The 14,538-nt window shown below is 44.2% G+C and carries 14 protein-coding genes; 7 read left to right on the top strand and 7 right to left on the bottom strand.

The window, feature by feature from the left end; all coding sequences use genetic code 11:
* Window positions 1-19 precede the first annotated feature (19 nt).
* Window positions 20-1,048, bottom strand: coding sequence for a metal-dependent hydrolase (locus tag FIV04_RS24980; protein WP_152471086.1), 1,029 nt, complete (start codon window positions 1,046-1,048; stop codon window positions 20-22).
* 140 nt (window positions 1,049-1,188) lie between these two features.
* Entirely contained in the window at window positions 1,189-2,355 is a 1,167-nt protein-coding gene (locus FIV04_RS24975) for a hypothetical protein (protein WP_152471085.1), read from the bottom strand.
* 222 nt (window positions 2,356-2,577) lie between these two features.
* On the opposite strand from FIV04_RS24975, the gene FIV04_RS24970 reads away from it, so the two are divergent.
* The 4 genes from FIV04_RS24970 to FIV04_RS24955 are packed head-to-tail and all read left to right on the top strand — an operon-like array spanning window position 2,578 to window position 6,920.
* The gene (locus FIV04_RS24970) at window positions 2,578-3,036 is read left to right on the top strand and encodes a (2Fe-2S)-binding protein (protein WP_150873198.1); all 459 of its coding nucleotides are present in this window, start codon (window positions 2,578-2,580) and stop codon (window positions 3,034-3,036) included.
* 16 nt (window positions 3,037-3,052) lie between these two features.
* Window positions 3,053-5,242, top strand: a complete 2,190-nt coding sequence (locus FIV04_RS24965; RefSeq protein WP_152471084.1) for a xanthine dehydrogenase family protein molybdopterin-binding subunit — start codon at window positions 3,053-3,055, stop codon at window positions 5,240-5,242.
* A 46-nt stretch (window positions 5,243-5,288) separates the two neighbouring features.
* Window positions 5,289-6,329: an XdhC family protein gene (locus tag FIV04_RS24960; RefSeq protein ID WP_152471083.1), complete on the top strand. Its 1,041-nt coding sequence runs from the start codon at window positions 5,289-5,291 to the stop codon at window positions 6,327-6,329.
* Window positions 6,330-6,332: 3 nt separating this feature from the next.
* Window positions 6,333-6,920 (top strand): NTP transferase domain-containing protein, encoded by a 588-nt coding sequence (locus FIV04_RS24955; protein ID WP_152471082.1) that lies wholly within the window; start codon window positions 6,333-6,335, stop codon window positions 6,918-6,920.
* Window positions 6,921-6,982: 62 nt separating this feature from the next.
* Here FIV04_RS24955 and FIV04_RS24950 read toward each other — a convergent pair whose 3' ends face one another.
* On the bottom strand, window positions 6,983-7,897 hold the full coding sequence (locus tag FIV04_RS24950) for a LysR substrate-binding domain-containing protein (RefSeq protein ID WP_152471081.1): 915 nt from the start codon (window positions 7,895-7,897) through the stop codon (window positions 6,983-6,985).
* 263 nt (window positions 7,898-8,160) lie between these two features.
* Here FIV04_RS24950 and FIV04_RS24945 point away from each other — a divergent pair, with 263 nt between their 5' ends.
* Window positions 8,161-8,727 (top strand): nuclear transport factor 2 family protein, encoded by a 567-nt coding sequence (locus FIV04_RS24945; RefSeq protein WP_152471080.1) that lies wholly within the window; start codon window positions 8,161-8,163, stop codon window positions 8,725-8,727.
* Window positions 8,728-8,817: 90 nt separating this feature from the next.
* Window positions 8,818-9,510, top strand: coding sequence for an SDR family NAD(P)-dependent oxidoreductase (locus FIV04_RS24940; protein ID WP_152471079.1), 693 nt, complete (start codon window positions 8,818-8,820; stop codon window positions 9,508-9,510).
* 153 nt (window positions 9,511-9,663) lie between these two features.
* Here the strand turns inward: FIV04_RS24940 and FIV04_RS24935 are convergent, their stop codons facing one another.
* Together FIV04_RS24935 and FIV04_RS27045 are read right to left on the bottom strand one after the other, a co-directional pair.
* Window positions 9,664-10,032 carry a nuclear transport factor 2 family protein gene (locus FIV04_RS24935; protein ID WP_150873204.1) on the bottom strand — a complete coding sequence of 123 codons (369 nt, stop codon included), beginning with the start codon at window positions 10,030-10,032 and terminating at the stop codon, window positions 9,664-9,666.
* Between the two features lie 213 nt (window positions 10,033-10,245).
* Window positions 10,246-10,392, bottom strand: coding sequence for a hypothetical protein (locus FIV04_RS27045; protein WP_172974327.1), 147 nt, complete (start codon window positions 10,390-10,392; stop codon window positions 10,246-10,248).
* 379 nt (window positions 10,393-10,771) lie between these two features.
* Here FIV04_RS27045 and FIV04_RS24930 point away from each other — a divergent pair, with 379 nt between their 5' ends.
* Window positions 10,772-11,143: a nuclear transport factor 2 family protein gene (locus FIV04_RS24930; protein ID WP_152471078.1), complete on the top strand. Its 372-nt coding sequence runs from the start codon at window positions 10,772-10,774 to the stop codon at window positions 11,141-11,143.
* A 129-nt stretch (window positions 11,144-11,272) separates the two neighbouring features.
* On the opposite strand, the gene FIV04_RS24925 is transcribed toward FIV04_RS24930, so the two are convergent.
* Window positions 11,273-12,181: an alpha/beta hydrolase gene (locus tag FIV04_RS24925; RefSeq protein ID WP_152471077.1), complete on the bottom strand. Its 909-nt coding sequence runs from the start codon at window positions 12,179-12,181 to the stop codon at window positions 11,273-11,275.
* 278 nt (window positions 12,182-12,459) lie between these two features.
* A complete protein-coding gene (locus tag FIV04_RS24920) occupies window positions 12,460-14,346 on the bottom strand; it encodes a methyl-accepting chemotaxis protein (RefSeq protein ID WP_152471076.1) in 1,887 nt (628 codons plus the stop codon).
* Window positions 14,347-14,538: the final 192 nt, after the last annotated feature.

Genomic DNA, 14,538 nt, shown 5'->3' with positions numbered 1-14,538 from the left:
CACTGGCCACTTGTAATTGTTACTGTTTATAGCTCACTTCGATTCTCTGTAAGTTCGCATCAATGGTCTGATCGCCCTTCAAACGTTGCCAAAGTGGTTCGAGTAAATCTAGGCCTCGTTCACTTGGGTAACGTCGAGTCGCTTCAAGCAATTTCCATTTACCATTGCTATCTTTCTCTGCAAATACAAACTCAAATGATAGGTTATTCGCCATACCTAAACGCAGGTCCGATACAATTAAGGCGTCGTCTTCCACTCTATAGTTTAAGTAGCCATGAGAAAATGCATTGAGCCCCTTTAGTGTGTTTGGTTTCTCTTCTAATGGCCAATTCCCAAGTGGACGAGATATGAAATCAATGTGCTTGTCTTTATCTAAAACTGACGCCAACCCTTCCCAATATTGCCCATCGTCCATTACAACCACGCGCCATAAGAAGGTGTTGAACGCTGTTGGTGTAATCAACACTTGCTGCCCGGGCAGTTTTTGAGCAAGTAAGTTCTGTTCAACGCGTTCAGAAATCACTTGCTGCGATACATAACCCCATCCCAAATAGAGAGTGGATAGCAGTACAACACTTTGACACCATCGCCCTCCTTTGTGCTTAGATATTAAAGCCACACCAATCGCTAGCAATAAGGGTAGGGTGTACAAAGGGTCGATAATGAATACGTTGCGAAGCTCGAAATATCCTTCAAATGGCCAAATGAGTTGGGTGCCATAGGTAGTCATCGCGTCTAACAAGGTATGTGTTACCAGTACACTCACCGTTAGGAAGAACACTCTCGACAGTGTCCAAAACGAGTCAGCGTAGCGGCGGCAATACAGCCATGAAATCAGTAATGCGAAAGGTGGGAGCACCAGCAACGAGTGACTAAAGCCTCGGTGCTTAATGGTGTTTTGAACGGCATCACCGTAATCCAGAATGACATCTAAATCTGGTAGTGTGCCCAAGGCTGCACCTGCGAGGAGAACCTTTGCGTTGCAGCGTTTTCCAGCAATCGCACCAGCAACCGTTGCGCCCAGCGCAGCTTGAGTAACAGAATCCATATCGCCCGTATTAATGTTATTGAAAGGTTACGTTGATTCAGAAAGTAAATTGAAGACGTTTGAGAGTCAAACGTCTTGAAGACTGTGGAGTCTTAATTTACTTACTTTTACATTTTTATGGGATTGTACGATGCTCCAAACTATTTGATGTATGCTTCCAGAATTCGATATTTATCTGGGTGGGTTTCACCGTCACGCTGTTTAAACGAATCAAAGGCTTGTCTAACGCGTTCGTCGGTGACCCTGTTGTTGGTAAGCTTTCCTCCCGCAGCGACTATAGCATCAAGTTTTTCGATAGCTTGCCCAAAGCGCTCTTCGTTTTTTGCTGACGCGGCTTGTAAAAATGCCGCAGCAGCAAAGGATATTTCAGCTGGCCCTATTAGGTTTGGGTCAATGCCGGCATCAAAAAGTGCTGTCATGGTTTCGCCCCTTACGATATCGCTTGAACGTAGAGCGGTGATTATAATGGTGTTAGCATTCTCTTCATCTAAGTTACGATCTAGCTTATTTATCATTGACATTACTACATCGTCATTGGCGCCAGCTCCCATTAAACTCACTAAAGCAATACGATTTTTGGCTCTCTGGTTTGGGTCAAACTCGTTGAGCTGCTCAGCTATATAGGGATTATTGTTCGCATCACCAAAAGTGACTAAGGGGATGATGTGATCATAGGTATCGGTGAGCTCATAACCTGCCGCGAGCAAATAATCAATTTTCTCACGCTGAACACTCACTTCTTGATTGGAGCGACTGATCATTCTAATCAGCGGACTGTAGATCTTCGCGTTGATATCTTGTGAAGCATCGACCAGTTGCGAAAATAGCTCGATGTTTGATTTTACTGCGGCAAAAAGTAACGGATATTGAAAGTTCTGAATTCTAACCCGCTTGTCTATATCAGCACCCTGCTCGATAAGATTAGTGATCAGCTCTTGGTCATTGAGAGTCATGGCAATGTAAAACACGACTTCTGGACTAAGTCGCTCTGAGAAGTAATCAATGGCCGATAGGCTTGTGAATTCTGACCACTGCTGCTCCGTAAGATTGGCCAAATCAAAACCATAGTCATCGAGGGTTTCTTTGATAAATTTTGGAAACGTTTCAGGAGGTTTGGGTAATCGTTCCCCATTAGCTGACGCGCCGTCATTGTTTTCTATTGTCTCGACGGGTGGTGCCTGTGTCTTTGCAGTGAAAACCTCTGCAGGCGTGATTTTTGTTGATGATGTGTGATGAAGGTAGGCACCTGAGGCGTAGCCAACACCGACTGCGAATATAATAGGTAGAGCCTTTTTAACGTTTGTCATTATCCATAACTTATTAGTATTTAAAGGCTTTACTTTATCGATAATGTGAATCGTTTACAATTAGATATTAACCAGTTCCATCTTTAAGCATAGCTTCCAGTCTTGTCTATAATTTGCACTATGGCTCTTTTAGGTCAGCCACATCGAAGGGAGTATACACAGCAGTTTTCGCCTTAGGTTATGACTGTGTATACGTAAATTTCGGCGAGCAGGAGAAGCTCCATGGCATTAACTCTTAACGTAAATGGTGTCGATGTAAGTGTCGATGCAACTCCAGATACTCCAATCCTATGGGTGATTCGAGATCACCTTTCTATGACGGGCACTAAGTTTGGCTGTGGTATGTCATTGTGTGGTGCGTGTACTGTTCACCTGAATGGTCAGGCTATTCGCTCTTGCATTACACCTGTTCAAGCTGCGGTTGGACAAAAAATCACTACGATTGAGGGGGTGGAGAGCCCTGCAGCAAAAGTAGTTCAAGAAGCGTGGGACGAACTTCAGGTCCCGCAATGCGGTTATTGCCAATCAGGTCAGGTGATGTCGGCAGTTGCGCTTTTAGAGCAAAACCCAAACCCGACGGACGATGATATTGATGCTGCTATGGCTGGTAATGTGTGCCGATGCGCTACCTATGTTCGTATTCGCAATGCAATCAAACAAGCTTCAACAAAGTTGTCGTGAGATGGAGTGAACGATTATGCGCTTAATGTCTTTATCAATGGCAACACAAGAAGTTGCTACTAGTCGCCGTGACTTTCTAAAATTGATCGGTGGTGTTGGAGCTGGGTTAACTCTGGGTGTTTCGATAACCAATCAAAAGGCGTTTGCATCCGAACAGTCGGCATCAGATGTATCGTTTGAACCAAATGCGTTCGTTCGTATTGGCAGTGACAACACCGTGACTGTGATGATCAAACACGTTGAAATGGGTCAAGGAACTTACACAGGGTTAACGACACTTGTTGCTGAAGAGTTAGATGCGGCATGGGAACAAATGGTTCCTGAGGGTGCACCGGCGGATGCTTCGCGTTACAACAACACGTTATGGGGCCCTATGCAAGGAACGGGCGGTAGTACCGCAATCGCCAACTCTTACATGCAATTACGAACTGCCGGTGCAGTGGCCAAGTCTATGTTGGTGGCTGCTGCTGCGAAAAAGTGGGGCGTAAACGCCGATGAAATTGTCGTCTCTTCAGGTGTGGTGAGTCATGGGAATAAACAGGCAAGTTTTGGTGACTTGGCCGAAGAGGCTGCCAAAATGCCAGTTCCCGACCCAAGTACCGTCTCTCTTAAATCGCCAGACGATTTTACTTTGATTGGTAAAACCAAGCTCAGTCGAAAAGATATTGGGAAAAACAACGGCACGGCGATATTTACTCAAGATTTCAAATTGCCTGACATGCTGACGGCTATGGTGCTTCATGCGCCTAAATTCGGCGCGACACTGAAGTCGGTCGACTCTAAAAGCGCGAAAGCTTCTCCGGGTGTTGTTGACGTCATTACCATTCCAACTGGGGTTGCCGTATTAGCCACTGATTATTGGAGCGCAAAAAAGGGACGAGACCTACTCGTTGCATCTTGGGATGAGAGTAAGGCCTTCAAAAAAAGCTCCGTTCAGATAATGGAAGAATACACGGAACTCTCAAAGAAACCGGGACTGCCGGCTCGAATTGATGGTGATGCTGTTAAAGCTCTCGAGTCGTCAGATGTTGTGATCGACAACACCTATGAGTTTCCTTTCTTGGCGCATGCAACCATGGAGCCGATGAACTGTGTCGCGCAAGTTTCTGATGATGCTTGTACGGTTTGGAATGGCGAGCAACTTCAGACAGTCGACCAGATGAACATTGCAAACTTATTGGGTATTAAGCCGGAGCAAGTCACCATCAATATGTTGTTAGCTGGTGGTAGTTTCGGACGAAGAGCCAACCCAAGATCGGATTACTTATTAGAGACGGTCGAAATTGCAAAACAGAAAAAGGGCACACCGATAAAGCTTGTTTGGAGTAGAGAAGACGACACCCGCGCAGGTTACTTCAGACCGGCCTATGTCCATCGAGTCAAAGCTGGTTTAGATGCTGATGGCAATATCAACGCTTGGCAACAACATATCGTTGGTCAGTCTATTCTGCATGGCACCGCTTTCGAAGCCTTTATGGTCAAAGATGGCATTGACGCGACTTCGGTCGAGGGTGCGTCGAATAACCCTTATGACATTGCCAACCTCTCTCTTGAATTAACAACGGTTAAAGAAGGCCCGACGGTGCAATGGTGGAGGTCTGTAGGTAGTACGCACACTGCATTTGCCGTTGAAACTATGATCGATGAACTGGCCGTCAAAGCAGGCAAAGACCCGGTTGAGTATCGAATGAAGCTGTTACAAAAACACCCACGCTGGCAAGGTGTCCTTAAACTCGCGGCAGAAAAAGCTGGCTGGGGTAAGTCACTACCAGAAGGAAGTGCCCTTGGTGTTGCTGTTCATGAGTCGTTTGCTACTTATGTCGCACAAGTTGCCCAAGTTTCGATGAAAAATGGCATGTTGAGCGTTGATAAAGTGGTGTGTGCGGTCGATTGTGGCGTTGCAATAAACCCAGATGTCATCAAGGCACAAATGGAAGGCAGTGTTGGTTTTGGTTTGTCTCCAACCCTAATGAGTACGATTACCTTGGATGGTGGTGGGGCGGTAAATCAGTCAAACTTCCATGACTATCAAGTGCTACGCATCAACCAGATGCCGGAAGTCGAAGTTCATATCGTACCATCGGCAGAGGCACCTACAGGGGTTGGCGAGCCGGGTGTTCCACCTGTTGCGCCCGCTGTAGCAAACGCGTTTGCTGCCCTTACTGGCAACAGACAGCACGTGTTGCCCCTCAACCTTAAAGGTTAGGGTAATTCAGTAAACGTCGATAACAGATAAGGGAATGGGGAGTAATATGTCGAATCACTTATTTCATGTTCTGTCGCAATGGCTTCCAAGAAAAGACCAATCTAATTGGGTATTGGGGACTGTGTTCAAAACGGAAGGGTCTGCTTACCGAAAAGCAGGCGCAATGATGCTTTTTAGTGATTCGGGTGAACAGCTTGGTATGTTAAGTGGCGGCTGCTTAGAATCGGATATCCATTTGCAAGCACGTAAGGTCATACTGACAAAAAAGCCAAAAACCTTAACCTATGATGGGAGTGACGAGGACGATCTTGCGTTCCAGTTAGGAATTGGTTGTGGTGGGACGGTCCACGTATTACTGCAACCTATCTCGAGTGAGAACAATTATCTTTGCCTGCCCGATTTGTTCGCCGCGATGAAAGAACGTCGTAAGGGCGAGTATCTTCAGAAAATCGCGATTGATGAAGTTTATGCGAACTTTAGTTCAGGCGCAGTTCGGCTCAGAAGTACAAAATCAAACACTCAATTGATCAAAGATGAAAAGGGTTTGTGGCTTTCGACGCAAGTAGAGGCTCCACCTCACTTGCTTATTGCCGGTGGTGGGATTGATGCGCGACCTGTGGCCAATATTGCTCTCCAGTTAGGGTGGGAAGTCACGATATGGGATCCGAGACCTGCCAATGCAAGACCAGAGTATTTCCCTGAAGTGAAACAGCGCTTGGCCGGCAGTGAAGAGGAACTAACACGCTATTGCAAAGAACATACGGTGCAAGCGGCAATTCTGATGACACACAATGTAGAGTTAGATAGCCAAGCATTGTTCGCTTTGAAGAGTGTGCCGCTGAGCTACATCGCTTTACTCGGGCCCACCAACCGACGAGATCGCGTATTGTCACAGTCAGGCGTAGCGGTCGATGAGCTGAGTGTTCCACTCTCAGGGCCTGCTGGTTTGGATATTGGGGCCGAGTTGCCTGAAACCATCGCTTTAGCCATTCTTGCTGAGTGTCAAGCGGCAATGAGCCAAACAACGGCTGCGTCATTGAGTGGCGTGCTACCTGAGAACGAAAGCCTAAAACGAGCAGCCAGCTAAAAGATGAAGTTAGCAATCATGATTTTAGCGGCAGGACAAAGCCAAAGGTTTAATGGCTGTAAACTGCTCGCTCAAATGAGTTCTGGGGACAGTCTTTTGTCTCACTCTATCGTGAATGCTACAACAAGTGAGGTTGGCGATGTTTACGTGGTTACGGGGCGCTGGCACGACGACATTGAACATGCCCAATGCCAGGCGTTAGTTCCTCCATGTAAACTACTATATTGTTCTGAATGGAGTCTTGGCATTGGTCACTCTATCGCATACGGTGTTGGCTGCTTAGCAGATGATTATGAAGCAATATTGGTGACTCTCGCAGACCAAGTGGCATTGACATCCGAAACGTTCAAATTGCTTGTTTCCGAATACGACGGTAGTGAGATTGTTTGTGCTCTGTACGCTGGCCAGTGTGGCGTGCCAGCACTTTTTCCTAAGCGATATTTTTCGAAATTGATGTCGTTGAGTGGCGATAGTGGAGCCAAAAAAATCCTTTATACTGAAGACGCAGTAAAAGCGATACAGATAAAGAGTGCTGATGTCGATATTGATACCAAAGCCGACCTTGACCGCTGGAATAGCCTAAACGCCTAACACTCAAAATATCCCATCATTAAAGTGCTTTTCACTCGTGATTGATGGGGGAAACCTAGCATCTAGATTTCATTGAGTTGCGCTTTCTCTATCAGGAAATCGATAAGCACGCGCGTTTTCCTCGCTTTCTGACTATTTTGAGAAAAATAAACGTAAAGCCCAGGGATTTCATGCCAGTAGTCTTCAAGAATCGGTATTAAAGTACCGTCTTTGAAGTGCTTCTCTGTCAACGTTGCTAAAAACCGACCAATACCAATCCCAGCTTTCGCAGCGTCGATACTGATATTGGTATCGTTCACTATCATGGCCAGAGGCATCTCAACAGTTATCGTACTTCCATCTTGATCGAGTAGAAGCGGGGCCAGTTTATTTGAGGCACCAAAACGATATTGAATCAGTTTATGTTGCTGTAGATCTTGCGGAACTTTAGGAATGCCATATTGCTGCTTGTAGTCTGGTGATATAAAAAGGGCTTCTTTCACTGGGTCGGTCAGTTTTCTGGCGACAAGGCCTTCTTCAATTCGATCTCCGAAGCGAATGCCAACGTCTATCCCTTCTTTAATAATATTCACTGACGTGTCTGATACTGAGATTTCGAGTTCGATATCTGGGTATAACTTGCAAAACTCGGGGAAGATAGGGCGAATAACGCTTTGATAAACAAACCGAGGAACCGTCATCCTTACCTTTCCTGAAGGGGCGTGGGATAAGTCATGGACACCTTCCAATGCATAATCGAGAGAAGCGATCGCATCCGTGGTGTTTTCCAGTAAAAATTTCCCCGCTTCGGTTAGGCTCATTTGTCGCGTTGAGCGGCTGAATAAAGGCAGTCCTAATTTTTTCTCTAGTAGCTTGAGCGATTGGCTGACAGAAGGCGCAGCCATTTCTAGCTTACGAGCGGCCCCTCGAATACTACCTTCCTTCGCAATACTGTGAAAAATTACGATTTGATTATAACTTGCTCCTGCACCTTTCATCGCTAAATCCATTTTGCTTTACGTAAGGAAAAGGCTAACAGTCTAGTAGTCTTGTGTCATCTTTAATTTATCAATCCATAACCTAGAATAGAATCATCAACAGATGAGTAACTTTCTAGTTTGCTCTTATTTTAAGTGACTTAGGCGACCTAACACCCTTAGCGTGAAATTGTCACTGTTGATGCTCCAGGTAGCTTTGAAATATGGATCTACTCGGTGGCAACCGTCTGAACAACGTAACCTTACAACAGAGGACAAACACCATGAAAAATGTAATTACTCGCTCGCTGCTACTTGCAGGGCTTTTTTCAACATCTGCATTCGCCGGTGACATGCCAATGAATAACCCACAAGCTGCTCAGGATGCAGTTGAGATAAACAATCCTGCACTGTGGCCAAAGCCAGCCAACCCTGTGGCCTCTGGCTCGGAAAACAGCGATGCGCTTAAAGTTGTACAAGGTTTTTTTGGTGCTTACGGTAAAGGTGACATGGAAGGTCTGAAGCAGTTTGTATCGGAAGATGTAGAGTGGCATATTCCTGGCCGCCACCAACTTGCGGGCACTAAGCGTGGTATTGATGAGTTTGTCGATTTCTTTAATCAACTTGGCAAAGCTGGTTTTGCTGCTGAGGTAATGATTCTTGCAGCGAACGATACTTACGTTATTGATGCGCACAGAGGCTGGAGCTCAAATGCAGATGAGAACGTTGATTTGAACTGGATCCTTCTCTATCAAATTGAAGACGGCAAAATCAAACGCGTTCAGAACTTCTCAGGAAATCTCTATGAGTCTGACAAGTTCTTCGAAAAATTCGCTCAATCTATGAAGTAGAAACCATGAGTCAATCGATATAGTGTCGTGTTATTGAGTATTAAATCAGCCTGTTACCTTAGTGACAGGCTGTTTAGCTTGAGGTGGAATATGAAACAAACAAGCCAAAAAATAGCCTTGGTTACGGGTGGTAATCGAGGAATCGGAAAAGCGATCGTCGAATCATTGGCAGCGCAGGGATTGAAGGTACTGCTTGCCTGTCGTGATAAAGAAGACGGGCTTAAAGTCGCTCGAGAAATTCACGGAGATGTGTCAGTCGTACAGCTTGAACTTTCTGACCCTAAGAAGCTCAATAAACAAATCCGCCAAATTGGTGCAGAGTATCCTCAGATAGATGTCCTTGTTAATAATGCAGGCGTACTTGAAGAGAGAGGTTTTTCAAACCTAAGCAGTTCAGATTTGATGCATTCCATGCAGGTCAATGCACTCGCAGCGTACGAGCTCATCCAATTCTTCGGAAATCGCATGGAAAACAATGCCTATGGTCGTATTGTTAACGTATCTTCTGGTTGGGGCGCATTTTCTGATGGACTCACTGGCCCTGCAGCGTACTCGATTAGCAAAGCGACGCTAAATGCAATAACTAAAGTTGCCGCGAATAACTATCCTGATAGCGTCAAAATCAACGCATTGTGTCCTGGTTGGGTGAGAACTCGTATGGGAGGCGCGTCAGCGTCAAGGTCTCCTGAATTGGGAGCTGAGACGGCAGTTTGGCTAGCAACGTTGGATGATAAAGGGCCAACAGGACAGTTTTTCAGAGATAAAAAACAGATTAATTGGTAGTTAATGGAATATATAAAACCAAAGAAATAGCTATGAATGTGGCAATTGAACATAAACAAAAAGGCCACCCAAAACATTCGGGTGGCCTGCGCTTAGGTCGAACTTGGAACCGACATTTAGGCGCAAAGCAGTATATGGACTGATAAAGACGATTTATTCTGCATATTGAAGAGACATACGAGTGATCTTCCCGTCGTTGTTCCACCAATAATGGTAATGTGCAATCCAAGTACTCCAGGCTACTTCTGTTTTGGCGTATGAATCATTTTTCTCTAGTATTCTCACATGTGAAAAGCTTCGGCCGTAGGGAATTACCTCTCTGAGTGCCCAGCGCCTAATAGCATTTTTACCCTCGAAATTACGTGAAACATCAGTCATGACAGAATTTTCCGCGAAGCAAGACATATAGGCATCAATATCTTCTGATTGAGTATTAGTCTGATAACAATCAATAGCTGGTGGAAGCGGCTGCGCGTAGGTCAAGCTTGGTGATAGAGCTAAAGCAAGTAATAAGTATCTCATGCACTTTCCCTTTTTGGTTTTTAACATTTAGGGATAATTTTAAACATCGCTTGATAAGAGTTATTGAATAAAACTGCTTTATTCGTAGTACTTTCTTGCTTAATTAAAATGGTTAAGTATTCTGAGCATTTTTTGTCATTAACAGGGTTAAAATCCGTAAATTACTTCTTGCAAAGGCAAGAAGTAATTTACACAATGAGTATTGTTTAAACTCTATACATAGATAGAAATGCCATGACCACTACAACCACCAGAGCTGTGAGAAGCAGCAGGTGGTGCAGGCTGAGGGGCTGCTTGTTGAGGTGGTGGAGTGCTAACTTGTTGTGGCACTTGTACTGGTGCTGAACCTGATACATTCATATTTATTTCCTTATTTGATAATGACGTTTAAATCTCGATATCTACGAGGTTGAATAAACATAGTAATAATATCGGTTAACACTAATGGAATGTAAGGAAAGGGTTCACTATTAGTTTGTTAGGAAGAAGCTAACACTGGTATCTAAAATTATTCGATATTGTATTATTAGTTGTTATTTATATGTTGGATTTACTTTGTTGGGTTCTATTATCTATGTTTTATTAATTATGTTTACACTAGCTAATAAAATTATCAAACCTGACTTAAGAGTGTTAGTTAATGGCTAATTATTTATTAGGTTGTTACGTTCTTCTTTGAAAAATCGTGAAGCTGTAATCTAAGTGAAATTGTCTAATAAATATAGGGTTAGGAGTGAGTATGAATCGAACTGAATGGGCACTTAGTTTTTTTATGGTCGTAGACTCTCAAAAAATTGAAGATATTACCGCTTATATGACGGATGATGTTCGCCTTAGAATGGGTAATTTCGAAGCGACAATTGGCGTTGAATATGCGAGACAAGTGTTTGCGGATTCAACGGAACGTTTTATGTCCATACAACATGTGGTCGATGGGGTTTGGGAAGGAATGTCCGCAGGTCAGGAGGTTGTATCTGTTGAATGTCGTGTTCGCTATACATTGAGGGATGGACGAGAAATTGAAATTCCAGCAACAAGCACTTTGAGGCTGAGAGGTGAAAAAATCTGTGACTATCGTATTTTTATCGACCCAACACCATTATGGGCATAGTTCGTTGTTTTAATACTTCCTAGGCCGACAAGTTAGGTTATCGAAGAAATAAAAAACTGCAGTAATAGCAGACTTTGAACCTGTTGTTACTGCAGTTCGCCTGTAGTGTGGTTATCGAGAGTATTGTTATTACCCTTTAAAGAATGCAGCAACTGCATCACTGGCATCGTTCACCACATCAGTACGATCATAAAAATCAAACTGAGTTACGTCATCATCGAGCCAAAGCTTTGTTAATGGAGCTTTCATTCTCTTTTCATATGCGTCAGCGCCTACTGGTAAAGCAATAGAAGGAGAACCGACCATTAACATTGGTTTGGTTAATCTATCTGCAGAGCTTTGGGCATCATAAGTTAACCATGGCTTCCAACTCGCAACGGATAACTTGTTGTCATATTCAGTAATCAAACCACGGTCTGTTTCGGTGTAATAAGGAGCTTGGTACATGACTGCTGTTTCGTCAGTTGTACTTGCACCTAATAGTACTTGCTCTGCTGCGCCAGGCGCTTCACTTGAGGCAATTAAACCAGGGACAACCTCTGGTCCACCGTACACCGCTTCAGCGATTGCTGGATCATGTAACCAAGGTGCAACTAAAGCGACTTTTTGAAGATTACTATTGTCGGCGACGGCAGCGGCCATATAGCCAGAAGACGCGCACACCCCTACACCTGAGATGTTTGAGCTATCTACAATATCAAGAGCCGTAAGGAAATCTGCTGCGGATTGGATATCAGCCGTCTTTACTGCAGGATCTTCTACATAACGAGGTGAACCTTCACTCTCTCCCCAACCAGTGAAGTCAAATGCAAGTGCGACAAAACCACGTCCTGCTAGCTCGCGAGCATAAGTACCAGGCATTTGTTCTTTTACTGTCGTCCAAGCACCTGTCACTACAACAGCAGGGAGTGGGGCACTTTGATTATCTGGTGTATATAGCGTTCCCTTTAACGTTGTTCCATTGCTATCAAAAGAGATACTTTGGCTTACAACACCGTCTTTATCTGGAGTGTTTTGTAGATTAATAATGTTAGACATTATATGTCTCCTTGCGTTGGGTCGCTCTGTGAGCTTGTGATCTAATGGAAGAGGCTCTAGTCGATAGAGTCGGATGTTGTGGATGTAACCAGTTATAGTCGTAACAACATGAAAACCATTTTATGTTAATCAGGTGTATAAGATAATAGTCACAAAGCCTAATGAACTGTTAGGTTTAAGCTTACATATGATGCGTCTTGTTCATATCTTAAGTAATAAAAAAACGGCCAGACACTAATGAGCCTGGCCGTTTTCAATGTGAGCTGTTTTTGCAAAAACTACGAAAGTTTAAAGGTAGCTACTTTGTCTGTTAGTTCTTGCGCTTGCTGCTTCAACTTCGTTGATTCTCGTGAGCTATCTTGAGTACTGATGACAAGCTCGTCGGCAACGTCTTTTATAGAGGTAATGTTCTGTGTGATTTCACCTGTGACGTGTGTTTGCTCTTCCGCTGCTGTAGCAATTTGTGTTGCCATGTCGCTGATTAACGAAACTGCATCATGGATTTCACTCAGGGCATTGGTTGCTTGATCCGCATCTGACACGGACTTGTTTGCTAAACCTGAACTGCTATCCATTAAACTTACTGCACGGGTCGTGGTTTGCTGGAGTGTATCAATCGTTGTTTTAATTTCTTCTGTGGATGCATGAGTTCGTTGTGACAGGACGCGAACTTCATCAGCTACTACAGCGAACCCTCGACCTTGTTCACCTGCACGCGCAGCCTCAATTGCAGCGTTAAGTGCCAATAAGTTGGTTTGTTCAGCAATGCCTTGAATAGTCGAAAGTACAGTCGAAATCTCTTGTGCGTGGCGATCCAACTCACTGATAACAGAACTTGCTTCATTCAGTTCAATCGCAAGGTTGTTGATTGATCCTTTTGTTCTTTGTACTAAAGATTGGCCATTGTTGGTGCTCTCGGTTGAGCCTTGCGCTGCATTCGCCGTTTGCTCTGCGTTGGAGGCGATTTCGCGTGTCGCGCTTGCAAGCTCAGTTACCGCCGTTGCAACCATGGTGATCTCTTGTTGCTGGTGGTGAATCTCGGAAACGGCATGGTTAGAGCGCTGTGTATTGTTATCTGACTGTTCATTGATGAGATGCGCTTGCTCTCGGATATGGCCAATCAATTTTTGTAGACTGTTCACAAAAGTATTGAAGTTATGGGCGAGACGACCCACTTCATCTTCGCTTTCGACATCAATTCTCTGAGTAAGATCACCACTACCATTGGCAATTTGCTCAAGTGCTTGCGAAACGTTGTTTAAAGGCCTAAATAGGATGTTACAAAGTAGGTTGAATAGCAGTGTACAAATAACTACTACGATGGCTGTTGCTAATACTTGACCCCACACAGCCTCAAATAAAGGTGCGACCAAAGAACCGTAGTTTATGACAGTAACGGTTGTTAGTGACGTTCCATCAATCTGCTGAGCGTATAATACGTACTTTTCCCCAGAGATTGAAATTGATTGGTCTTGGCCACTGCGTGATGCGTTCTGAATGGTATCGAAGTCTAAGCCCAGTTGTGTCACTGGTTGATTAAGAAGCTTAGTGTCCTTATGAGTAAAGATATTGCCTTTCTCATTAGCGATGAACATATAGCCGTCGCCAGGAAGGATCACTTTATCCATGCTATTTAGAATGTCAGTGATTTCTACATCAGCACCTAATACGACCTGTTGGCCATGCAGATTGAGCGCTTTACCTAAAGATACAACATTGGCACCGGTAGCGGCGGCAACGGTTGGGTTGTCCATAAATACTTTGCTAGGATTGGCGACGGCGTTGATATACCAACCCCATTGACGCGGATCATCGTTTCCTGGCGGCAGCACAACGCCATTTGCGTTATCTTGACTACCATCTGGATAAGCCAAGAATACGTTATCGAAATCTGCAGAGTGGCTAACTTGCTTAAGGTGCGTCACGATAGCGGATTTATTGACTTCTTGAGACAACGAAGTCAAGGCTCGCTCCTTCGATAGCAACCAATCAGTTACGTATTGATTATAAGATGCCGTTGTACTCTCAAGGCGCTGCTCAACTTCTACATCCATGCGATTTAGTGAAGCATTGAATGACAAGGCTTCTACGAGTAGCCCCCCGACTATGATGGCCGTACTCGCTGAAATCGCGAGTTTGTTTTTCAATGAGAGTTTCTTAAGCATTGTAAACCTTCTTAAGTGTTAGATTCAGTTCCATTCGGAACAAGCGAAAATTATGTAACTATTTATTTCTAAGCGTGAATTAAATAATCTTCGAAGTCTAGCTTTTCTAGGTTACCGAGCTCAAATATTCATAAAATTGTCTGTAGCTTGTAATGAATTCACAATATCTATGTTGTCTATGTTGTCTATGTT

Source organism: Vibrio sp. THAF190c (genome assembly GCF_009363355.1).
Classification (GTDB): Bacteria; Pseudomonadota; Gammaproteobacteria; order Enterobacterales; family Vibrionaceae; genus Vibrio; species Vibrio fortis_A.
The sequence above is the reverse complement of the archived record's forward strand: the minus strand, read 5'-3'. Positions and strand labels throughout refer to the sequence as shown.